This window comes from Nitratireductor pacificus pht-3B (assembly GCF_000300335.1).
GTDB classification, from domain to species: Bacteria; Pseudomonadota; Alphaproteobacteria; order Rhizobiales; family Rhizobiaceae; genus Nitratireductor; species Nitratireductor pacificus.
In genome coordinates this window covers 143916-164414 of the sequence record NZ_AMRM01000001.1, presented here as the reverse complement: position 1 = coordinate 164414, position 20499 = coordinate 143916, and the positions used below count along the sequence as shown (strand labels likewise).

21 protein-coding genes and 1 tRNA gene are annotated in these 20499 nt (G+C 64.9%); 6 read left to right on the top strand and 16 right to left on the bottom strand.

Annotated features, from left to right (window positions below; all coding sequences use genetic code 11):
- Positions 1–34 precede the first annotated feature (34 nt).
- The 4 genes from NA2_RS00780 to NA2_RS00765 all read right to left on the bottom strand — a co-directional run bounded on the left by NA2_RS00780 (position 35) and on the right by NA2_RS00765 (position 4255).
- A complete protein-coding gene (locus NA2_RS00780; RefSeq protein WP_008593082.1) occupies positions 35–1525 on the bottom strand; it encodes an aldehyde dehydrogenase family protein in 1491 nt (496 codons plus the stop codon).
- Between the two features lie 465 nt (positions 1526–1990).
- A tRNA-Lys gene (locus NA2_RS00775) sits at positions 1991–2066 on the bottom strand.
- Positions 2067–2205: 139 nt separating this feature from the next.
- Positions 2206–3114, bottom strand: a complete 909-nt coding sequence (locus NA2_RS00770; RefSeq protein WP_008593080.1) for a PhzF family phenazine biosynthesis protein — start codon at positions 3112–3114, stop codon at positions 2206–2208.
- Positions 3115–3142: 28 nt separating this feature from the next.
- Complete coding sequence (locus NA2_RS00765) at positions 3143–4255, bottom strand: endonuclease/exonuclease/phosphatase family protein (RefSeq protein ID WP_008593078.1); 1113 nt, start codon at positions 4253–4255, stop codon at positions 3143–3145.
- Between the two features lie 215 nt (positions 4256–4470).
- On the opposite strand from NA2_RS00765, the gene NA2_RS00760 reads away from it, so the two are divergent.
- Both NA2_RS00760 and NA2_RS00755 read left to right on the top strand, forming a co-directional pair.
- Positions 4471–4905, top strand: coding sequence for a BA14K family protein (locus tag NA2_RS00760; RefSeq protein ID WP_008593076.1), 435 nt, complete (start codon positions 4471–4473; stop codon positions 4903–4905).
- Between the two features lie 155 nt (positions 4906–5060).
- Positions 5061–5627, top strand: coding sequence for a BA14K family protein (locus NA2_RS00755; protein ID WP_008593073.1), 567 nt, complete (start codon positions 5061–5063; stop codon positions 5625–5627).
- 13 nt (positions 5628–5640) lie between these two features.
- Here the strand turns inward: NA2_RS00755 and NA2_RS00750 are convergent, their stop codons facing one another.
- A complete protein-coding gene (locus NA2_RS00750) occupies positions 5641–6561 on the bottom strand; it encodes a helix-turn-helix domain-containing protein (protein ID WP_008593071.1) in 921 nt (306 codons plus the stop codon).
- 143 nt (positions 6562–6704) lie between these two features.
- Here NA2_RS00750 and NA2_RS00745 point away from each other — a divergent pair, with 143 nt between their 5' ends.
- Positions 6705–7628 carry a phytanoyl-CoA dioxygenase family protein gene (locus NA2_RS00745; RefSeq protein ID WP_008593068.1) on the top strand — a complete coding sequence of 308 codons (924 nt, stop codon included), beginning with the start codon at positions 6705–6707 and terminating at the stop codon, positions 7626–7628.
- A gap of 38 nt (positions 7629–7666) precedes the next feature.
- Here NA2_RS00745 and NA2_RS00740 read toward each other — a convergent pair whose 3' ends face one another.
- The 5 genes from NA2_RS00740 to NA2_RS00720 form a co-directional block, all read right to left on the bottom strand.
- A complete protein-coding gene (locus tag NA2_RS00740; RefSeq protein WP_008593067.1) occupies positions 7667–7960 on the bottom strand; it encodes a hypothetical protein in 294 nt (97 codons plus the stop codon).
- 142 nt (positions 7961–8102) lie between these two features.
- Positions 8103–9122: a ketol-acid reductoisomerase gene (gene ilvC / locus NA2_RS00735; protein ID WP_008593066.1), complete on the bottom strand. Its 1020-nt coding sequence runs from the start codon at positions 9120–9122 to the stop codon at positions 8103–8105.
- Positions 9123–9174: 52 nt separating this feature from the next.
- Entirely contained in the window at positions 9175–9834 is a 660-nt protein-coding gene (locus tag NA2_RS00730; protein ID WP_008593065.1) for a TetR/AcrR family transcriptional regulator, read from the bottom strand.
- A gap of 212 nt (positions 9835–10046) precedes the next feature.
- Complete coding sequence (locus NA2_RS00725; protein ID WP_008593064.1) at positions 10047–10625, bottom strand: transglycosylase SLT domain-containing protein; 579 nt, start codon at positions 10623–10625, stop codon at positions 10047–10049.
- Positions 10626–10702: 77 nt separating this feature from the next.
- Positions 10703–11443 (bottom strand): pyridoxine 5'-phosphate synthase, encoded by a 741-nt coding sequence (locus NA2_RS00720; protein WP_008593063.1) that lies wholly within the window; start codon positions 11441–11443, stop codon positions 10703–10705.
- 129 nt (positions 11444–11572) lie between these two features.
- Here NA2_RS00720 and NA2_RS00715 point away from each other — a divergent pair, with 129 nt between their 5' ends.
- On the top strand, positions 11573–11980 hold the full coding sequence (locus NA2_RS00715; RefSeq protein ID WP_008593062.1) for a SpoIIAA family protein: 408 nt from the start codon (positions 11573–11575) through the stop codon (positions 11978–11980).
- On the opposite strand, the gene NA2_RS00710 is transcribed toward NA2_RS00715, so the two are convergent.
- The 3 genes from NA2_RS00710 to NA2_RS00700 form a co-directional block, all read right to left on the bottom strand.
- Complete coding sequence (locus NA2_RS00710) at positions 11973–13100, bottom strand: ATP-dependent DNA helicase (protein WP_008593061.1); 1128 nt, start codon at positions 13098–13100, stop codon at positions 11973–11975. The genes NA2_RS00715 and NA2_RS00710 overlap by 8 nt on opposite strands.
- A gap of 42 nt (positions 13101–13142) precedes the next feature.
- Positions 13143–13709 carry a hypothetical protein gene (locus NA2_RS00705; RefSeq protein ID WP_008593060.1) on the bottom strand — a complete coding sequence of 189 codons (567 nt, stop codon included), beginning with the start codon at positions 13707–13709 and terminating at the stop codon, positions 13143–13145.
- 204 nt (positions 13710–13913) lie between these two features.
- Complete coding sequence (locus NA2_RS00700) at positions 13914–14372, bottom strand: hypothetical protein (protein WP_008593059.1); 459 nt, start codon at positions 14370–14372, stop codon at positions 13914–13916.
- Positions 14373–14531: 159 nt separating this feature from the next.
- Here NA2_RS00700 and NA2_RS00695 point away from each other — a divergent pair, with 159 nt between their 5' ends.
- Positions 14532–14909: a VOC family protein gene (locus tag NA2_RS00695; protein ID WP_008593058.1), complete on the top strand. Its 378-nt coding sequence runs from the start codon at positions 14532–14534 to the stop codon at positions 14907–14909.
- 37 nt (positions 14910–14946) lie between these two features.
- Here NA2_RS00695 and NA2_RS00690 read toward each other — a convergent pair whose 3' ends face one another.
- The 3 genes from NA2_RS00690 to NA2_RS00680 all read right to left on the bottom strand — a co-directional run bounded on the left by NA2_RS00690 (position 14947) and on the right by NA2_RS00680 (position 18128).
- On the bottom strand, positions 14947–15543 hold the full coding sequence (locus NA2_RS00690; protein WP_008593057.1) for a LysE family translocator: 597 nt from the start codon (positions 15541–15543) through the stop codon (positions 14947–14949).
- Between the two features lie 145 nt (positions 15544–15688).
- Positions 15689–16261 carry an acetolactate synthase small subunit gene (gene ilvN / locus NA2_RS00685; RefSeq protein WP_008593056.1) on the bottom strand — a complete coding sequence of 191 codons (573 nt, stop codon included), beginning with the start codon at positions 16259–16261 and terminating at the stop codon, positions 15689–15691.
- Positions 16262–16325: 64 nt separating this feature from the next.
- A complete protein-coding gene (locus NA2_RS00680; RefSeq protein ID WP_081582569.1) occupies positions 16326–18128 on the bottom strand; it encodes an acetolactate synthase 3 large subunit in 1803 nt (600 codons plus the stop codon).
- 334 nt (positions 18129–18462) lie between these two features.
- Here NA2_RS00680 and NA2_RS00675 point away from each other — a divergent pair, with 334 nt between their 5' ends.
- Complete coding sequence (locus NA2_RS00675; protein WP_008593054.1) at positions 18463–20346, top strand: ATP-binding protein; 1884 nt, start codon at positions 18463–18465, stop codon at positions 20344–20346.
- The last annotated feature ends 153 nt before the right edge of the window (positions 20347–20499 follow it).

The window sequence follows — 20499 nt, the reverse complement described above, 5'->3', positions numbered from 1 at the left end:
CGGCCATTTCAGGCCGGCAGGGGCGCGGATGTCGTCAGGCGCCGTTCAGCCAGCCGGCCGGCGCCGAGATCGAATGATATCCCTGGAACTCGAGCACGCCTTCGTAGCCCAGATTGCGGCCGATGCCCGACTGCTTGAACCCGCCGAACGGCCCCCGGCTGTCCTGCGCCGTGGGACCATGCCCGTTGATATAGGTATAGCCGGCCTCGAGCTGCCGGGCGATCGCGAGCGCCTTCTCACGGTCCTCCGTCCAGACGGAGGAGCAGAGGCCGAAGTCGCTGTCATTGGCGAGCCGCACGGCTTCCGCCTCGTCGTCGAAGGGGATGATCGGCAGAACCGGGCCGAACTGCTCGTCGCGCACGACGCTGAGGCCCGGCTCCGGCCTGAAGACCAGCGCCGGCTTCTGGAAATAGCCGCTTGCGTAGAGTTCCGCATCGGGCACGGCGCCGAACTCCTTCACCTCCGCGCCGGCGCCGCGCGCCTCGGCGATCATGCCCTGCACGATGCCGAGCTGCTTGCGGTTGTTCAGCGGCCCCATGGTCGTGTCCGGCAGCATGCCGTCGCCGACCACCTGACGGGCACAGGCGGCGGAAAGGCCGTCCACCACCTCGTCATAGCGCGAGCGATGCACATAGAGCCGCTTCAGCGCCATGCAGATCTGGCCCGTCGACATGAACGCCCCGAAATACATGCGCATGAAGGCACCGGCGTCGAGCGTCGCGTCGGGCAGCACGATGCCGGCGTCATTGCCGCCCAGCTCCAGCGTCACCGGGGTCAGGCGCTCGGCTGCCGTGCGCATGACATGCTTGCCGACCTCAATGGAGCCGGTGAAATTGACCCGCCGGACGAGTTCGTGCCCCACCAGCGCATCGCCGATCTCGCCGGAACTGCCCGTCACCACGTTGAGCACGCCGGGCGGCAGGAGCCGCGCCATCTTGTGCAGGGTGAGCGTCGGCGCCAGCGCCGAGTTCTGCGACGGCTTGACCACCACCGTATTGCCGGCGATCAGCGCCTGCGGCAGCTTGGCGCCGAGGATCGACAGCGGCCAGTTCCACGGCACGATCAGGGCGGCGACGCCGCGCGGCTGGCGCGTGATGATCGTGTCGAAGGGCGGTCCGGAAAGCGTCTCGTGGGCCTGCAATCGGTCCGCATAGGAGGCCGAGAGCAGGAAGCGGTCGCCGAGCCGCGTCATCTCCAGCCGGGTCTCCTTCAGGATCTTGCCGTGCTCGCGGCAGAACAGGCTGGAGCGGAAGGCGACATCGTCCTCGTCGGCGACGAGAACCTCGGCGATCTGCCTGAGCAACGCCGCGCGCTCTTCATAGGAACGCCCCGCCCAGGCCGGAAAGGCTGCATGGGCGGACCGCACCGCGGCATCCACATCCGCCACCGAACCCCGCGCCGCATGGCCGACGCACTCCTCGGGCCGCGCCGGGTTATGGATCGCGTAGGTGCGGCCGTTCTCCGCGGGCCGCGCCTCGCCGTTGATGAAGAGCTCGGTGGTGACCTGTTGCTCGGCTGATGTCACGAAAATCCTCCCTTGGCCGGTTAGGCGCCGTCGGGCGAAAGCCGAGGGCCACTCCATTTCCGGCAAAATCGCACAGTCGCCAAGTTGCGTCAACAAAAATGGACCAAGGTCCATAAATATGAAATAGAGAGATGGCCCCGAAAGCACCATCGCGGCGACGGCGCGGGAATGCTGCATCGACGGAACCGCTCAAGGCGAGGCCGGTGCAGAGGATCGGCGCGCTTCGGCCGGCCCGTTCAGTCCGAAGAGGCGCTCACAGCTTGGCCACGATTCCAGCGCCCCCTGGATTGCGTTCAGTTTCGTCGCGATGCTTGGTAATGTACCGGGACGTCACCCCGGCCTGGATCGTCCGTTTGCATCCGATGGGACGCATGCGATTCGGAAGAGCGCGCAGCTTTCCAGCACGTCATTCGGCCGCATCCGACCCGGCGCGGCACCGCATTCATCACAAGCTTTTGGGGAGAATGGTGGGTGATCACGGGCTCGAACCGTGGACCCGCTGATTAAGAGTCAGCTGCTCTACCAACTGAGCTAATCACCCGACCGTTTCGTTCGGCGCAGTGGCTGCGTCGACCGAATGACGCGCTCCTTAAACGGTTTCTGGAGCGCATGCAAGACACTCCGGCAAAGGAATGTGATTAAAACACCGATGCATCGCCCTGCCGCCCGGCCGGCGGCCGTCAGAGGAAAAGATGCCCCTCGGCAACGCAGACGGCCGCACCCCCGATCCGCGCGGCATCGATCGCGCCGCCGCTCAAATCGAGCTCAAGGCGGATGCTCGAGGGCCGGCCCATCTCCATGCCCTGCTCGATCAGGAAGCGGTGCGATCCGTCCACCGGCTGGTCGTGCTGCACCAGCGCGCCGGCGAAGGCGGCGGCCGCCGAGCCGGTTGCCGGATCTTCCACGATGCCGTCATCGGGAGCGAACATGCGCGCGTGGAACGCGTGGTCATGGTTGATCGTCTCGCGGCAATAGACATAGGGCGCGCCGGCGATGCCGCCCGCCTGCGGGGCCATGCGCCGCCACAGGGCCGCATCGAGCCGCGCCTTCCCGGCCGCGCGCAGATCGGAAACGGGAACGCAGACATAGGGAACGCCGGCGCTCCATGCGGTGATCCCGTGATTCTCGAAGCCGATCTCGTGATACCCGAGCCCCAGCGCCGCTGCGACCGCCTCGGGTTCGCCGCCGAAGGCGACCGGTTCAGGCAGACGCGGCAGATCGAACTCGGCAAAGCCTGCGCCCCCGCCCACGGTGACGGCGCAGCGCACCGCCCCAACCGCCTCTTCCAGCATCAGGATCGCCATGCGCCGCTCAGAAGCGCCCTCGCGCTCCGCCAGCGCCACCGCCGCGCCGACGGTCGGATGCCCGGCAAACGGCAGTTCCTGGCGCGGCGTGAATATCCTGAGCCGGGCGCTGTGGCGCGCATCGGCCGGCGGAGACACGAACACCGTCTCCGACAGGTTGAACTCGCCGGCGATGCGCTGCATCGACGCATCGTCCAGCCCCGCGCTGTCGAACACGACGGCGAGCGGATTGCCGGCCAGCGGCTTGTCCGCGAAAACATCGTAGATCCGGTATGCCCGCTTCATTCAAGCACCTCGCAAAGCCGCTGTCCGATCAGGCGATGTCCAGCGTCACAGCGACGGGACAATGGTCCGAAGCCTTGGGACGATCCCAGCCCACCCGGGGAAAACGCGGAACGTCCTGCCCCGGCGGAAACACGGTGCGCCAGGGCTGCCCGCCCCGCACGATGTCGGGCACGGCGCGCGCATTGTGCCGCGCCAGGCTGCGCGACAGGAGAAGATAGTCGAGCTGGCACAGATGCCGCTCGGCGGGGCCGCGCGTGTGATACAGCGTCCAGCGGTCCATTTCGGGTCGTCTTTCGACGATGTTCTCGCAAAATCCGCCCTCCGTCAGCACGTTGATGCATGACAGCTCCTCGCCCATGGGCTGGAAACGATAGCCTTCATGCTCGTCGCCGTCGATGACCACGCGCTCGCGGTAATCGTTGAGGTCGCCGCAGATCACCCAGCGCTTGTCCGCCGCCCTGTCGGCGCCGAACCGCTGTTCGATGATGCGGCGCACCGCACCCGCCTCGGCCATGCGCACCGGCATCGAAGCCGCACGCCCGTCGAGGCCATTGCGCGGCGGGCTCATCGCCTTGAAATGAACGACGAACAGGGTCAGCGGGCGGCCGCCGACCGTGATGTCGATTTCCAGGCAGTCGCGCCGGAAGACACGCTCGTGCGGCTCGATCCCGAGTTCCGCCAGCGCCGCGTTGTGCAGGCCTAGATCGGCGAAGGTCACATGCGCATGGCTGGTCATGCGGACGAATTCGATCGGCTGCCCGTGCATCGTCTCGCGGCGCATCATCACCGCCACGTCGATGCCGCGCGAATCATTGCCAGAGGTGGAGTATTTCTCCTGGTATCCGCTGCCCACCATCTTGAACAGGTAACCGTATTCGAACGCTTTCAGCGCGGCGAGATTGTCCACTTCCTGCAGGCAGAGGATGTCGGCGCGCGTCGCGGCGATCGCGAGCGCGGTCAGCTGGCGCGCATCGTCGGTCAGGGCGATCGCGCGCGCCCGCTCCAGCGCGCGATACTCCTTCTCGTCGGCGATTTCATAGAGGGCCAGCGCCCTGTCCTGATGGAGCTCATTGCGGAAACCGGAAAAATCGAACCGGTTCATCAGGTTTTCGATATTGAAGGTGGCGAGCCGCAGCGACATGCGCGGCACGTTACCCGGCCTTGCGTCAATTACAAGCCCAACCGGCATCCATCGGCGCATCCGAGGCGCCGATGCGCCTGCCCCTAGGGGCAACCGGATGCGGGGCGGGTGCGTTCATCGCCAGTTCATCGCCGGTCCGCATAGTATGATACAGTCATAACGGATACGGGCAGAAACCGACGGGGTTGAGAGGGCTTGAAAGTCAGGAGGTTGACATGAAACGCACGCTAACCACATTCGCCTGTTCGGGCCTTATCGCCCTGGGCTTCGCCTTCGCCGGCGCACCGGCAAACGCCAGCGCACTGAGCGCCGGCGGCGCATTGGTCAACACCGTCGACAAGACGGCCGGTCAGGGGCCGATCGTCAAGGTCGATCGCTACGAGCGCCGCATGCGGCGGCACTACCGCCGGGATCGCCACTGGCGGCGGCATGGCCCGCGCGCCGGATTCTACTTCGAGTTCGGCAGGCCTTCGCCCTACTACTATGCCCGGCCGCGGCCCGCCCGCCCCTACTACCGGCCGCGCGTTTCCCTCTCCCGCGCCCATGTGAACTGGTGCTACAACCGCTACCGGTCCTATCGCGCGATGGACAATTCATTCCAGCCGTATAACGGCCCGCGCCGGCTGTGCATCTCGCCCTACTACCGATAGGCGCGTTGGTTCCGGATGTGAAATGGCGCGGCCTGTCCGCGCCATTTCTGCATCTGGAAGGCAGAATGGCTCGTCGATACATTGAGTAAAACTGGGCTTTTCATACATCTGCGCCACTGTATTGTTTACGTATACAGTTTATGCAGGAGTATGTCATGAAGCTCATCGTGAAACTCGGCCTGATGGCCCTGCTCGCCGGTCCCGCCATCGGCCCGGCGAAGGCCGGAACCCTTCCGAGGATTCCTGTATCCGCGACGATGGAGACGGGCAGGTCCGCGGTCCTCCCCGTGAGCGAGCTGCGCGGCGGCCGTATGCGGCTTACGCTCGGCATCGGCGCCGCCCATGACTTCGGCCGCGACCGCTACCGCTATCGCAGCTATCGCCACTGGCCGCATCTGCGGAGCCGGTATGACGACCCGTTCTGGGACCGCCCCTTCCGCTACCGGCACTGGTCCAGGCACAGGTTCGACCGCTACGATCCGTGGTTCGAATCCGGAACCCACTTCTGGCGGCGCCACCACCGCCGCGTCCCGCACTCCCTGCGGCTGGAATGGCAGGAAGAGTTGCGTCCGCGCAGCCTCCGCGTCTATCCGAGCCTTCAGACACAGTCGGCGCACCGGACCTGGTGCTTCCAGAAATATCGCTCCTACAGGGCCAGCGACAACAGTTTCCAGCCCAACCGGGGCGGACGAAAGCGCTGCCAGTCGCCCTACGGCCGCTAAGTGCGTTTTGCAATCAGGTGGAATTACCTGACCGCACAACGCCCCGGCCCGTCCCCGCGCCGCGCGCGGCCTCGTGCACCCTGAACCGCGCGCGGTACTGGCTCGGCGTCATGCCCCGCAGTGCCTTGAACTGCCGGTTGAAGTTGGCAAGCGAATTGTAACCGACGGCCTCGGCGATGTGCTGGATCGGCTGGTTGCCGCCCGACAGACGGGCGCATGCGTCGCCGATCCTGAGCCGCATCACATAATCGGCGATCCCCGTCCGGGTGTGGCGCACGAACAGCCGGTGCAGACCCGAAAGGCTGAGCGCCGCGATGGACGCCAGTTCCTCGTTGCCGACGCCCCGCGCATAATGCGCATGGATATGCGTCAGGACACGGTCGATGCGCTGCCCGTCATCGCCCGAGGCGCCGCGCCCCACAGGGGCGCTGGCGAGCGGCCGCGCCTCGGCATCGTCGGCCAGCGTCATCAGGATGCCGATCAGCGCCAGAAGCCTTTCCGGCGCGGGCGCCTCGAACAGCGCCGCGATCCGCGGGCGCAACCTCTGCGCCACGTCCGCGCCGAAGCTCAAACCCGCCCCGGCCCGCGCCAGAAGCTGCGCGATCGGCGCCAGCTCGACGAACCCCTCGCTCAGGCGCGCCGCCCAATCGTGCCGGAACCACATCACGAGCGCCACATGCGGCTGCGCTGGATCCGGCCTGTCGCGCGAGGCCCAGGTATGCGGCAGGTTCGGCCCGATCAGCACCAGATCGCCGTCGTCGTAGCGGCCCACATGGTCGCCGATGAAACGCTGCCCGCGCGAGTTCAGGGTCAGCGTCAGTTCATACTCGGGATGATGGTGCCATTCGAAGGGAATGGCATCGTCGAGCTGCCGGTTGAGCATGCTCCACGATGCGCCGGGAACGGCCGGTAATCGCTCCAGATAGGGTTTCATCCAGCGCCATCCAATCAAGCAACGCCAGAATAATATTGGAAGAAGCGCTCTGAGTACAACATTCAACGGATGCGCCGGGTAAGCTCACAGGGAACAGACAGCCACGTCGGGAAACGAGGGAGGAGACCTTGCAAGCCAACGCCATGAAACGCGACACGCATCCCGCCAGCCGCCGCACGACCACGCAGCTACGCGACATCCGCAAGGAGCTGCCGCTGCGGGTGCTTTCAGCCGACGACTGGCAGCACTGGATCACCAGGGGCTATGTCATCGTCCGCCAGGCGGTGCCGCAGGAAAATGTCGAGCGGCTGGTCGATCTGCTGTGGAAGTTCGACGAGAAGAACCCCGCCGATCCGGAGACCTGGTACGCGCCGCAGCGGCGCGAGCACAAGATGAAGGAGCTGAACAACACCGGGATGCTGGAGATCTACAATCACCAGTATCTGTGGGACAACCGGATGGAGCGCCGCATCTACGACGCCTTCGTCGACATCTGGGACCGCGAGGATCTGTGGGTCACCATCGACCGCGCCAACCTCAATCCCCCCAAACGCGTCAGGGGGAACCCGCAGGGTTTCATCCACTGGGATGCCGATACCTCGCTCGACCCGCTGCCGATCGGCGTGCAGGGCGTGCTGAGCCTGAAGAAGCAGGACGGAGATGTCGGCGGCTTCCAGTGCATTCCCGAGCTGTTCGAGAATTTCGATGAATGGGTGAAAACCCAGCCCGAAGACCGCGATCCCATGCATCCCGACATAACGGGCCTGACCATCACCAACGTCGACATGGAAGCGGGCGACCTCCTGATCTTCAACTCGCTTCTGGCCCATGGCGTGCGGCCCAATCATTCCGATGGGCGCGTCCGCATGGCGCAATATGTCTCGATGTATCCGGCCGAATGGGAGGACGAAGCCGACCGGCTCGAGCGCATCCGCCTGTGGCGCGAGCTGGATCACCCGAGGCGCGACGCCTTTCCAGGCGACCCGCGCGACTGGGAGAAGAAGAACGCCAGGACGGCCAGCCTGACGCTGCTCGGCGAGAAACTGCTGGGGCTGCAGCCCTGGTGAGGTGAAGGCAGGCCGGCGCCGGCCCTCATCCTCCGCACTCACCCCTCGAAGGTGACCCCGATCTCCGTCAGGCTGCGCCAACGGATCCTCGCGCGGCGCGGCTTTCCGCCTCCGGCGATTTCCAGCATGAAATCCGCGGGCACCGCGCAGATGTCGCCGAAGCGGATGCGCGCGCCGGTTTCCGACTGGTCGCGCATGGTCCCGGCCAGCGTGCAAAAGCCGTCCTTCCAGCGCAGCCGCGCGCCCTTCAGCACCCTTCGCCGCAACGCGCCACGCCGCTCGGGAAACACCTTGCTATCCAGGCCGATTGATTTTTCCGTAATCGCCATCATGGTTCGCCTCCTCTGGTGAACACACCGTAGAAGCGAGAACCGTGCCAGCCCGATTGTACCGAAACGATACAAGCGGGCGGAACGCAAAAGGGCCACGACAATGTCGCGGCCCCGTTTGAAACCGGCAAGACCGGGGATCGGATCAGTTCTTGTCCTTGTCGACCAGCTTGTTCTTCGAGATCCACGGCATCATGCCGCGCAGCTTGGCGCCGACTTCCTCGATCTGGTGCTCGTCGTTGAGGCGGCGGGTGGCCTTGAAGCGCGCGGCGCCCGAATGCCACTCCTGCATCCACTCCGAGGTGAAACGGCCCGACTGGATGTCGTGCAGCACGCGCTTCATCTCGGCCTTGGTCTCGGCGGTGATGATGCGCGGACCGGAGACGTATTCGCCCCACTCGGCAGTGTTGGAGATCGAGTAGTTCATGTTGGCGATGCCGCCCTCATAGATCAGGTCGACGATCAGCTTCACTTCGTGCAGGCACTCGAAATAGGCCATTTCCGGCGCGTAGCCGGCCTCGACCAGCGTCTCGAAACCGGCGCGGATCAGCTCCACCAGGCCGCCGCAAAGCACCACCTGCTCACCGAACAGATCCGTCTCGCATTCCTCGCGGAAGGTCGTCTCGATGATGCCCGAACGGCCGCCGCCAACGCCGCAGGCATAGCTGAGGCCCAGATCGAGCGCATTGCCCGATGCGTCCTGATGGACGGCGACCAGGCACGGCACGCCGCCGCCCTTCTGGTATTCGCCGCGCACCGTGTGGCCCGGTCCCTTCGGCGCGACCATCAGCACGTCGATGGTCTTCTTCGGCTCGATCAGCCCGAAATGCACGTTGAGGCCGTGCGCGAAGGCGATCGCCGCGCCGTCGCGGATGTTCGGCGCGATCTCTTCCTTGTAGATGCCCGCCTGCAGTTCGTCCGGAGTCGCCATCATCATCAGGTCGGCCCAGCCGGCAGCTTCCGCCACCGTCATCACCTTCAGCCCGTCGGCTTCGGCCTTCTTGGCCGTCGCGGAGCCGGCGCGCAGCGCCACAGCCAGTTCCTTGGCGCCCGAATCCTTCAGGTTGAGTGCATGCGCCCGACCCTGGCTGCCATAACCGATGATGGCAACCTTCTTGCCCTTGATGAGGTTGAGATCGGCATCGCGATCATAATACACCCGCATACTCAATTCCTTTCCTGATCCAATTGACTCTCTATGTTCACCTTCGACCGCCTCAGACGCTGTCGCGGCCGGTCGTCTCGTTTTTTCGCACCCCGAAGAGCACGAAAAACTGGTCCACCGCCTCTTCTGCAAGGGCGGGATAATGTTCAGGCCGGCGCACACCGGCCTCGCCAAGAAGCATGCGGACATGAAGGTCGCGCACGATCAGGCCATATAATGTGTGATAGGCAGAATCGCGGTCGGGATAGGCAATAAGGCCGCGCTGCCTGCCGGCCTCCAAAAGCGCGCCGGCACGTTTATCAATACCATGCCGACCCCGCTCGATAAGGAGCGCTCCAAGCCGGCTGCCTTCCCGGCTGGCCTGTCCAATGGCCAACCGGTTGAGCGCCAGCGATACATCACCGCCGAGAACCTGCAAGAGGTCATTTGCGAAATCCACCAGATGCGCGCGGAAGCGGCCGAGATCCAGCCGTTCGCCACTATCGATCTGCGCGCGCACCTTGCTTGCCTGATGGGCGATCATGGCGGCCAGAAGCCCGTCGCGATCGCCAAACCATTTGTAGAGGCTCTCCTTGGAGCAATTGGCCGCTCGCGCCAGCCCTGCGGTCGTCAACGCCCGCTCCCCGCCTTCCAAAAGCAGCTGGAGCGCCTGATCGAGAACGGCCCGCTGGCGGGGCGTGAAGGAATGGGGATCGTCGAAACCGTCGTCCAAGGCGCTGTCCAAACAAGATCGTACCGTACGGTACGGTTCTGTCACAGCGGCCCGGCTATTTCAAGCCCGTCCTGGAAAAGAGAAATGTCGCGACGCGCGCCGGACGTCGCTTTGGAGCATCTGCAGTCACGCGAAATCAGCGGACGTCGGCGCAAAGGCGAAAAATCATCGAGATAGAGCGGTTCAGCGTTTCCATGAAGGGATGAACCGCCCTAGCGGCCGCAGCGGCGCATCTGCTCGGCGTAGCTGTTGGCCATGCTGGCGGCCTTCCGGGCGGATTTCTGCATCTGCAGGCTGTTGCGCCAGACGCCCCGCGAATACCCCGCGTGGCCGGCATAATAGGCGAGATAGAGATTGTAGGGATCGTTCAGCGCGATGCCGTTCGTCCTGTTGCTGGTCGCGTGATACCAGCCGACGAAATCGACCGCGTCGGAGAACCGGCTGCGCTGCGCGCCCCATTTGCCGGTTTCGCGCTTGTAGCGGTCCCAGGTTCCGTCGAGCGCCTGCGAATATCCATAGGCGCTGGAGGCGCGTTTCCAGGGTATGAAGCCGAGGATCTTCTTGCGCGGCGGGCGCGCCCGGCCGGCAAAGCCGGATTCGATGCGGATCGTCGCCATCAGCACGGAAGCCGGCACGCCATATGCGCGCTCGGCGCTCTTGGCGGCGCTATACCAGCCGCCAAACAGCCCCTGCTTCTGGTCGAACACCGAGCAGACATTGTTGATCTGGCTGGGCGTCGAACCACAGGCCGACAGCACCGACAACAACAACACCAAAACCACGACGCGCATCACGAACCTCATGCTCTGCGCCCGTGATTAATGGATAAAATCCTAAGATTCCTTATCGGCTCCGGTTAACCATCCCGTCAGCCCCCGCAGGCCGCCACGAAGCGGCGAACCGTCTGCGCCATACCGTGTTCCAGCGCGTCGGCCGTCAGCCCATGGCCGATGGAGACCTCCGCCAGAGCCGGAATGCGGCGCGCCAGCGCCGGAAGATTGGCAACCGTCAGATCATGGCCGGCATTCACGCCGAGGCCCAGCGCAATCGCCGCGTCGGCCGTTTTACCCAGACTTTCCAGCTCGATAGAGGCTTTTCCGGAATCGTCATGGCAAGCGCCGTACGGCCCCGTATAGAGTTCGACGCGGTCGATGCCCAGCGCCTGCGCGGCCGCCATCTGCGCCGGGTCGGGATCGGCGAACAGCGACACCCGGAAACCCTTCTTCTTAAGCCGCGCGACGATGGGAGCCAGAAAGGCGCCCTGCTCGGCGAAGTTCCAGCCATGGTCGGATGTCGCCTGCGCCGGTTCGTCCGGCACCAGCGTCACCTGCTCCGGCTGGTGCTCCTCCACCAGCGCCAGGAAAGCCTCGGTGGGATAACCCTCCATGTTGAACTCCCGGTCGGGGAAGGAATCGTCCAGCAGCGCCCGCAGCTCCGGCAGATCCGAAAAGCGGATATGGCGCTGGTCCGGGCGCGGATGCACCGTCAGCCCGTGCGCGCCGGCTTCCAGCGCGACGCGGCCAAGCCCGGTAACGCTCGGCCAGGGAAGGTCCCGCCGGTTTCGCAGCATGGCAACCGCGTTGAGATTGACGGAGAGACGTGCCGGCATGTTCTGTCCTGCTTCCTTGGTCGGGCCCGATGGTGTCCCGTGATGGTTTCACCTTGCTGCATAACCGGTCCCGCCCGGAACGGACAGGACCAATCGGCGTTGTGGTGGGGCACAAGCAGGGAGAAGATCATGCCCCTCAACGATGACCCGCCCCATGTCCGGCAGATCGAGACCGACCGGGACGATGCCTATGCCTTCGAACTCGTCGGCCACATCACCGCCGCCGACATGGAAAACCTCTACGGCCTTCTCGAGGGCGCCTACGAGATCCATGAAAGGATCGACGTGCTGGTCATCCTGCGCGGCTACGAAGGTTTCGACTGGCAGGCGGCCTTCAAGGAGCAGACCATGATCGGCAAGACCCATGCGCTGAAGCATATCCGGAAATACGCCTTCATCGGCGGTCCGGGCTGGATGGGGACGATGGTCGGCCTGTTCAAGCCGTTCCTCTCCATGGAGATGAAGCATTTCGGCCCTGACGAGATCGACCAGGCATGGGCCTGGCTCGGCGCGCGTCCCGTCGAGACCGCTACCTGACGATGGTCAGGCGCTCGGCGGCGCGTGTGATAGCCGTGTAGAGCCAGCGCTGGCGCGTGTCGCGAAACGCGAAGCTCTCGTCGAACAACACCACCTCGTCCCACTGCGAACCCTGCGCCTTGTGCACCGTCAGCGCATAGCCGTAGTCGAAATCGTCATAGCGCTTCTTGGTCTGCCACGGGATGTCGCTGTCGGGATCCTCGAACGCAGCCTTCAGCAGCTTGATCTTGGCGACGCCGCGATCGGGATCGTCCTCCTCCGGCGAGACCAGAAGATTGATACCCGGCTTCACCGTCTCGCGCGACGAGGTCATCACCTTCCACAGCGAGCCATTGAGCAGCCCCTTTGCCGGGTCGTTGCGCAGGCAGACCAGCTTGTCGCCGGCCTGCGGATAGCTGGCGTCGAAACCCTTCAGCTGGCGCAGGCGCTGGTTATAGCGCCGCCGCGTGCGGTTCGTGCCGACCAGCACCTGGTCCGCCTCCAGCACCATGTCCTGATCGACCTCGGATTTCGAGATCAGCCTGGCGGCGCCATAATCCCCCGGCTCGATCTCGCGCCCCTCGCGCACGTCGAGCGCCAGCCGGATGATGGGATTGTCGCGCGCCTGCCTGTGGATTTCCGTCAGCAGATGGTCCGGGTCGTGCTCGGTGAAGAAACCGCCGCCGGAAATCGGCGGCAACTGGCCGGGATCGCCCAGCACGAGGATCGGCGTGCCGAACGACATCAGGTCGCGCCCCAGCGCCTCGTCCACCATGGAGCATTCGTCGATGATGACGAGCGCCGCCCTGGCGATCGGGCTCTGCCGGTTGAGCGAGAAGGTCGGCGACATGGACGTCTTTCCCGTCACCTCGTTCTCCACCTCCTCCTCGCCGCGCGGCCGGTAGATCAGCGAATGGATGGTGCGGGCGTTGGTCGCCCCGCGCGAGCGCAGCACCTGCGCGGCCTTGCCCGTGAAGGCGGCGAACTGCACCTCGCCGTCCACGTGCTCGGCGAAATAGCGCGCCAGCGTGGTCTTGCCCGTTCCGGCATAACCGAAGAGGCGGAAGAGCTGCGTCTCGCCGGCCTTGAGCCAACGGGCGACGGCCTTGAGTGCCTGATCCTGCTGCGGGGAGAATTCCATTCTGGCCAGAAAGCAGATTCGCCGCTTTCTGGCCAGATGGGTTCATCCTTTGCACGATTTCGGAAACCTTTCGCACCGTCTCCTGCACCACCAGGCCCTGCAACGCCACCAGAAGTCGGCGACGCTGGGATGATGGCCCGGACCGACGATCAGCGGCGCTTCGGCAACGATCCGGTCGTCCACCTGGCTGACGAAATCGAGGTCGCGGGACCACAGGACGGCTTCCCCCTGCCGGTCGAGGACACGAACGGCAACCCGATAGGGCCGCCTCGCCTCGACGCCGCGTATGGGCGGCGAATGCAGGGCGTAGCGCGTGCTGCGCGGGGTCACCCGCTCGCGCACCGTGTGCGGCTCACCGCCGGCGGGATCCTCGAAGGATGCTTCGATGATCGAGCCGGAGGCAAGCGGCTTGGCCACCGCGGCCGAAAAGCCGTAGTGCATTTCCGATATGCGGTAGTTGTAGACGAAACCGCCCCCCAGCACCTGGAGCAACGGTTTCTCACCGGGATCCTCACGTGTCATCCAACCGATGGCGAAAAGCGCGGCAAGCAGCGCGCAGCTGGCGAGGACGATGCGTTGAGGCGTAACCGAGACGAATGAACGTGTCATCGTATCACCTCTTTGCTAACGCGGCGTCATATAGGCACATCGTGCGGACGATCGCCACCCGGCGCCAAGGCCGGACGTCTTGGGATCGCCCGCGGTGGCCGGGATGCGGAAACGAGGGGTGGTCGCCTCGAGGTCCCCATCTTGCTGCCGCTAGGACTCCATACCGGCCGGGAGGTGTATTCACCCCTGCCCGGCCGGCAGGGTTCAATATCTGCACCTCTGCGGATATCTGATGCACAGTCCCAGGCACGACCACGTCGTGCATCGGTTCCTGAAATTGGCGGCGTTGGACTCCTGGCCCGAACCGACGACCGGACCGCCCAGCGGGCCGGCAAGATCGGCAGCGCGGGACCACGGAACCACCTCTTTCCACTGGTCGGGTGCGCGGGTCCGCCCCCGCACCCCACGATCCGCACTGCTGGCGGGACGCTCAACGGACGCTTCAATGGTCGAATCGGAGGCCAGCGGCTTGGCGGCCGCGAAGCCATGGTGCATTTCAGTCATGCGGAAGTTGTTGACGAAACCGCCGTCCAGAACCTGGAGCAGCGGTCCTTCACCGGGATCCTCACGTGTCATCCAACCGATGGCGAGAAACGCGAAAAGCATCGCGCAGCTGGCGAGGACGATGCGTTGAGGCGTAACCGAGACGAATGAACGTGTCATCGTATCACCTCTTTGCTAACGCAGCGTCACCTAAGCATACAATGTGCCTGATTGCTACCCCGCGTTGAAAAACCCGACGCTGTCGGATCGCGGCATGGTCGATCGTCCTGCGAATGCGTTCATCAGCCGATGGACGAGGCCAGTATTGAGGAGGAACCGATGTTGAAGGCCAAGGAACCCCGCGCCACCGTCGCCGTAAGCGACCTCGCGAAGGCACGCGCCTTCTATGAAGGCAAGCTCGGCCTCGTGCCGAAAGCCCTCACGGACATGCCGATGGCGATCTATCCCTGCGGTCTCGGCGCGTTGTTCGTCTATGAGTCGGACACGGCCGGCAGCAACCGGGCGACAGCGGTCACGTGGATCGTCGGCGACGAGGTAGCCGAACTGGCAGCCGGTCTCGCCGCCAAGGGCGTCGCCTTCGAAAGCTACGACATGCCCGGATCGACCAAGGACGGCGACGTCTACACCATGGAAGGGATCAGCGTCGCCTGGTTCAAGGATCCCGACGGCAATATCCACGCCATCGTCAACGGATGAGCCCGGGTTGATCGACAGCTCCGGGCGTCCGGGCGGTTCAGCTCAGCATCGGCCAGAGGGTGGCGGCGAGCGCCAGCCCCATGGCGATGTTGAACCATTTGAGCCGGACCGGGTCGGACAGGAAACCGCGCAGGGCAACGCCGAACCCCGCCCAGACCGAAACGCTCGGAAAATTGACGATGACGAAGGCCAGCGTCACGAGGCACACCGTCAGGAAGGGCGCCGCGGGGTCGGTGTAGACGGCCATTGCCGTCAGCGCCATCACCCAGGCCTTCGGATTGACCCACTGGAAGGCGGCGGCGGCGAGGAAGGTCATCGGCTCCCCGTCGCCCTCGCCGCCCTGACCCAGCGCCCGCGACATGGCGATCCGCCAGGCAAGATAGAGCAGATAGGCGCCACCGGCGATCTTCAGGACCGTATGCAGCGCCGGGAAGGCCGTCAGCAACGTGCCGAGGCCGAAGCCCACCGCCAGAAGCAGCGACGCGAACCCACCAGCGATGCCCAGCATGTGCGGGATCGTCCGGCGAAAGCCGAAGTTCACCCCGGACGCCAGCAGCATGAAGTTGTTCGGCCCCGGCGTCACCGAAGAGACGAAGGAGAAGACCAGCAAGGCGAGAAAAACATCCGGCGACATGGCTTGAACCCTTCGAAGCGCGATCCCGAGCGCGGGCGGGGCCTCCCGCAAACGGGATTAGGTCAGCATTATTGACATGAAAATGCGGCTGCGCCACCGCAAACTTGTCTCATCGGAGCCGGAGAATTGTCTCCCGGCCGCGCGGTTACATGCCTTCCGGGCCGCGGTTCATCGCCGCAACGCCGGTCCTGCACACCTCGACCAGACCGAGCGGCGTCATGATGGCGATGAACTGCTCGATCTTCGACACCCGGCCCGTGATCTCGAAGATGAAATGCTCGGTGTTGGCGTCGATCACCTGCGCCCGGAATGCCTCTGCCAGCCGCAGGGCCTCGACCCGGTTGTCGCCCCGTCCGCGCACCTTGACCAGCGCCAGCTCGCGCTCCATCGGACGGTCATGACCGCGCTGGTCGGCGATGATCGACAGGTCCACCACGCGATGCACCGGCACGATGCGCTCGAGCTGATGCTTGAGCTGCTCCAGGATATGCGCCGTGCCGCTCGTCACGATGGTGATGCGCGACAGGTGCTTTTCGTGTTCGGTTTCGGAAACCGTGAGACTGTCGATGTTGTAGCCCCGTCCCGAGAACAGGCCAATGACCCGGGCAAGGACACCGGGTTCGTTGTCGACGAGCACCGCGAGCGTCCGGCGCTCGTTGCTCTCGGTTTCCTTGGTGATGAAATAGGCCGAACCGGTCGGCTGTAGCTGAGCGTTCATGGATGAATCTCTTCTCGCAAAAATTCGTCTAAAACGTTGGAATCACAGGCCCTAAAGGCTGCTATTACACCAACTGCCGGCCCTTCTCGTCGATCGCATTGGCCACCGCTTCGTCGCTCGCCTCGTCCGGCAGCAGCATCTCGTTATGCGCCTTGCCCGAGGGAATCATCGGGAAGCAGTTGGCCAGCGCCGCCACCCGGCAGTCGAAGATCACCGGCTTGTCGATGGAGATCATCTCGCGAATGGCGTCGTCCAGTTCGCCCGGCTTGTCGCAGCGAATGCCATGGCCGCCATAGGCCTCGGCCAGCTTGACGAAATCGGGCATCGCCTCCGTGTAGGAATGCGACAGGCGGTTGCCGTGCAGCAGCTGCTGCCACTGGCGCACCATGCCCATATACTGGTTGTTCAGGATGAAGATCTTGATCGGCGCATTGTGCTGGACCGCCGCGCTCATCTCCTGGATCGTCATCTGCACCGACGCGTCGCCGGCAATGTCGATCACCAGCGCTTCCGGATGCGCGATCTGGACGCCGAGCGCCGCGGGCAGCCCGTAACCCATGGTTCCGAGACCGCCCGAGGTCATCCAGTGGTTCGGCGCATCGAAGCCGAAATGCTGTGCCGCCCACATCTGGTGCTGCCCCACCTCGGTGGTGATGTAGACGTCGCGGTCCCTGGTCAGCGCATACAGGCGCTGGATCGCGTATTGCGGCATGATCACGTCGTCATTCGGCCGGTATGCGAGGGAGTCGCGCGCACGCCAGATGTCGATCTGGGTCCACCACGGTTTCAGGGCCGACTTGTCGGCCTTGGCGGTCGCCCGCCACAGGCGCACCATGTCCTCCAGAATGCGGCCGGCATCACCGATGATGGGCACGTCGACGCGGACATTCTTGTTGATCGAGGACGGGTCGATATCGATGTGGATCTTGCGGGAATGCGGCGAGAACGCATCGAGGCGGCCGGTGATGCGGTCATCGAAGCGCGCGCCGATACACACCATCACGTCGCAGTCGTGCATCGCCATGTTGGCTTCGTAGGTGCCGTGCATGCCGAGCATGCCGAGCCAGTTGGCGCCCGAAGCCGGATAGGCGCCAAGGCCCATCAGCGTCGAGGTAATGGGAAAGCCCGTCAGGTCGACCAGTTCACGCAGCAGGTGGCAGGCTTCCGTCCCGGCGCTGATCACGCCCCCGCCGGAATAGATGACCGGCTTCTTCGCCTGCGCCATCAGGGCTATCGCTGCCTTGACCTGCTCCATCTCGCCCTGCACCTGCGGCTGATAGCTGGTGCGCGGCGCCGTCTGCCGCGGCGTGTAGCTTCCCTTGGCGAACTGGACATCCTTTGGGATGTCGACGACGACGGGGCCTGGCCGACCCGTGGTCGCCACATGGAACGCCTCATGGATCGTCGCGGCCAGCTCGTTGACGTCCTTCACCAGCCAGTTGTGCTTGGTGCAGGGCCGGGTGATGCCGACCGTGTCGCACTCCTGGAAGGCGTCCGAGCCGATCAGGGTGGTCGGCACCTGACCGGTGATGCAAACGAGCGGGATGGAATCCATCAGCGCATCCTGCAGGGGCGTCACCGCATTGGTCGCGCCGGGACCGGAGGTGACCAGCATGACACCGGCCTTGCCGGTCGAACGGGCATAGCCTTCCGCCGCGTGCCCCGCGCCCTGCTCGTGGCGCACGAGAATGTGCCGGACATTGTCCTGCTGGAAGAGCTCGTCATAGATCGGCAGTACGGCGCCACCCGGATATCCGAAAATATGCTCGACCCCGTTGTCCCGGAGCGCCTGCACGACGATTTCGGCGCCCGTCATCTCCTGATGGGCCGACGCATCCGCTGCACGCTCTGACTCTGCCTTGTTCATCTGCTCAATCCGTTCCTTGTACCCGGCGAAGGTGGTTTAGCCGTCCCCGATGCTCAAAGGAACACCGGGCCAATAAAAAAGGCCCCCGAAGGAGCCTGTGTTCTGCGCATGAGTGGCTTCCGCCAGACGGCTACGCCGCCTTGCCCATGCGCCTTCCTACGATAAGAATGTTTCGTGTCATCATCGCGGTGCACAATAAGGTTGCTCCTGCGCAGCTGTCAACCGGCTTCAGCGGAACAGCATGGTGGCCGCCTTAACTCCCTCTCAACCATCCGGCCACACCCGCCCTTAACCCCGCTGCGCTAATGGTCGACTGGGGAAAAAGGGGTAGCCGATGTTTGTGGAAGGCGGAACGACACAGGGCGAGGCAACGTCTCAGGAGCGGCGCGCGATGGCGCAGCCGCAAAGGCGGCTGCTCGGCCACGTGGTTCACTGCGACGGCGCACGCGCCACCATCGCCGCCGACGCCGGGACCGAGGACACCACGTCCGGCAATCACTGGACCGTCGGCAAGATGATCTCGATCAATCTCGGCGCCACCCGCACCGTCGGCCTGGTCTACGCCGTCGAGCGGCCGGACCATCGCTGGATCGACGGCGAGGCCAATCCCATCGCAATCTCGGTGGAGCTGATCGGTGAGGTCCGCGACCGCGGCAGCGCTCCGGTCTTCGACCGCGGCATCACCGAATATCCGCATATCGGCGCGCCGGCGCACCGCATCCGCTCGCGCGACCTTCAGGCGGTCTACGATCTCGGCGGCCGCCATCCGGCCGTCATCGGCAAGCTCTCGCAGGATGAGGCGATCGACGCCTGCATCGCGGTCGACGACACGCTGAACCGCCACTTCGCGGTCGTCGGCACCACCGGCGTCGGCAAGTCTTCGGCCGTGTCGCTGCTCCTGCGCAAGACGATCGCCTCGCGGCCGGACCTGCGAGTCCTCATCCTCGACCCGCACAACGAGTTCGCCTCCGCACTTCCCGAACACGCCACCCGGATCGACACTGACACGCTCGACCTACCCTTCTGGTTGTTCCGCCTCGAGGAGTTCGTCGAGGTCCTCTTCCGCGGACGCGAGGCCGTCGCCGAGGAGGTCGAGCTTCTGCGCGACCTGATCCCGCTGGCGAAACACATTTACCGCAATCCGGCGTCGGGCGGGCTGCTGCGCCGTGCCGGTGACAGCACGTCCGTCACCGCCGATACGCCGGTCCCCTATCGCATGGCCGATGTCATCAAGGAAATCGACGAGCGCCTCGGCCAGCTCGACACCAAGGCCGAACGGCCGATCTACCGCAGCCTGCGCGCGCGCATCGAATCGGCGCTGAACGATCCGCGCTACCGCTTCATGTTCGCATCGCGGCTGATCGAAGACACGATCCACCAGACCGTCGGCAACATCTTCCGCATTCCCAGCCACGGCAAGACGGTCACCTGCTTCGAAATGGCGGGAATGCCACCCGAAGTCGTCAACTCCGTCTGTTCGGTGCTGGCGCGCCTTGCCTTCGACATGGCGCTGTGGAGCCAGGGCAAGCTCAAGCTGCTCGTCGTCTGCGAGGAAGCGCACCGCTACATGCCGGCCGATCCGCGGCTCGGTTTCGCGCCGACCCGCCACGCGCTGGCCCGCATCGCCAAGGAAGGCCGCAAATACGGCTGCTATCTCGGCGTCGTCACGCAGCGCCCGGGCGAGCTCGACCCGACGGTCCTGTCGCAGTGCTCGACCGTCTTCGCGATGCGGCTCGCCAACGATCAGGATCAGGCGATCATCCGTTCCGCGATCGCCGATTCGTCCGCCTCCATGCTGTCATTCCTGTCGGCCATGGGCCGCCGCGAGGCCATCGCCTTCGGCGAGGGTGTGGCGACCACCATGCGCCTGAAATTCGAGGAACTGCCCACGGAAGCCCTGCCCGGCAGGCTCGGCAGCGGCGGCAAGACGGACGATCTTCCCGGGGACGCCGACCGCGAGGTAGACATCGCCGCGATTGTCGAGCGCCTGCGCAGCACCGGCCGCGTCAGCCGCGCACCGTCCGCCCGCGAACTGGGCGAACCCGTCTCCGCAGACGTGCAGGCCGGCGACAAGGGATACAGCCCGCCACCCGCGGGCCAACCCTCCGCGCCTCTCATGTCCTCGCCTCCCCAGTGGCCGAGCAGCGAGCAATCCTCCGCGCGCAACGCCGGCAACAGTGCCGCGCTGGCCCAACGGAACCGCTTCGGCAACCGCTGAAGCAGGTTTGGTCGTTTTTTGTCAGGCACAATCACCCAACAGCCGCATAGACGCTAGAGCGCCGTGCGTCCATCTGGACGCACGGCGCTCTATCTATTTGTTTTTTCTGCATTTCTGCGAGCGTCAAGTGATTCCACCTGACTGCAAAATGCT

Bases quoted from the DNA above. Each gene is read 5' to 3' on its own strand.
- ilvN (WP_008593056.1), bottom strand. From the start codon at position 16,261: ATGAACGCTCAGCTACAGCCGACCGGTTCGGCCTATTTCATCACCAAG.
- NA2_RS00750 (WP_008593071.1), bottom strand. From the start codon at position 6,561: ATGAAACCCTATCTGGAGCGATTACCGGCCGTTCCCGGCGCATCGTGG.
- NA2_RS00725 (WP_008593064.1), bottom strand. From the start codon at position 10,625: ATGCGCGTCGTGGTTTTGGTGTTGTTGTTGTCGGTGCTGTCGGCCTGT.
- NA2_RS00755 (WP_008593073.1), top strand. From the start codon at position 5,061: ATGAAGCTCATCGTGAAACTCGGCCTGATGGCCCTGCTCGCCGGTCCC.
- NA2_RS00740 (WP_008593067.1), bottom strand. From the start codon at position 7,960: ATGATGGCGATTACGGAAAAATCAATCGGCCTGGATAGCAAGGTGTTT.
- NA2_RS00690 (WP_008593057.1), bottom strand. From the start codon at position 15,543: ATGTCGCCGGATGTTTTTCTCGCCTTGCTGGTCTTCTCCTTCGTCTCT.
- NA2_RS00705 (WP_008593060.1), bottom strand. From the start codon at position 13,709: ATGACACGTTCATTCGTCTCGGTTACGCCTCAACGCATCGTCCTCGCC.
- NA2_RS00700 (WP_008593059.1), bottom strand. From the start codon at position 14,372: ATGACACGTTCATTCGTCTCGGTTACGCCTCAACGCATCGTCCTCGCC.
- ilvC (WP_008593066.1), bottom strand. From the start codon at position 9,122: ATGCGGGTGTATTATGATCGCGATGCCGATCTCAACCTCATCAAGGGC.
- NA2_RS00720 (WP_008593063.1), bottom strand. From the start codon at position 11,443: ATGCCGGCACGTCTCTCCGTCAATCTCAACGCGGTTGCCATGCTGCGA.
- NA2_RS00770 (WP_008593080.1), bottom strand. From the start codon at position 3,114: ATGAAGCGGGCATACCGGATCTACGATGTTTTCGCGGACAAGCCGCTG.
- NA2_RS00710 (WP_008593061.1), bottom strand. From the start codon at position 13,100: ATGGAATTCTCCCCGCAGCAGGATCAGGCACTCAAGGCCGTCGCCCGT.
- NA2_RS00675 (WP_008593054.1), top strand. From the start codon at position 18,463: ATGTTTGTGGAAGGCGGAACGACACAGGGCGAGGCAACGTCTCAGGAG.
- NA2_RS00760 (WP_008593076.1), top strand. From the start codon at position 4,471: ATGAAACGCACGCTAACCACATTCGCCTGTTCGGGCCTTATCGCCCTG.
- NA2_RS00745 (WP_008593068.1), top strand. From the start codon at position 6,705: ATGAAACGCGACACGCATCCCGCCAGCCGCCGCACGACCACGCAGCTA.
- NA2_RS00680 (WP_081582569.1), bottom strand. From the start codon at position 18,128: ATGAACAAGGCAGAGTCAGAGCGTGCAGCGGATGCGTCGGCCCATCAG.
- NA2_RS00765 (WP_008593078.1), bottom strand. From the start codon at position 4,255: ATGTCGCTGCGGCTCGCCACCTTCAATATCGAAAACCTGATGAACCGG.
- NA2_RS00715 (WP_008593062.1), top strand. From the start codon at position 11,573: ATGCCCCTCAACGATGACCCGCCCCATGTCCGGCAGATCGAGACCGAC.
- NA2_RS00695 (WP_008593058.1), top strand. From the start codon at position 14,532: ATGTTGAAGGCCAAGGAACCCCGCGCCACCGTCGCCGTAAGCGACCTC.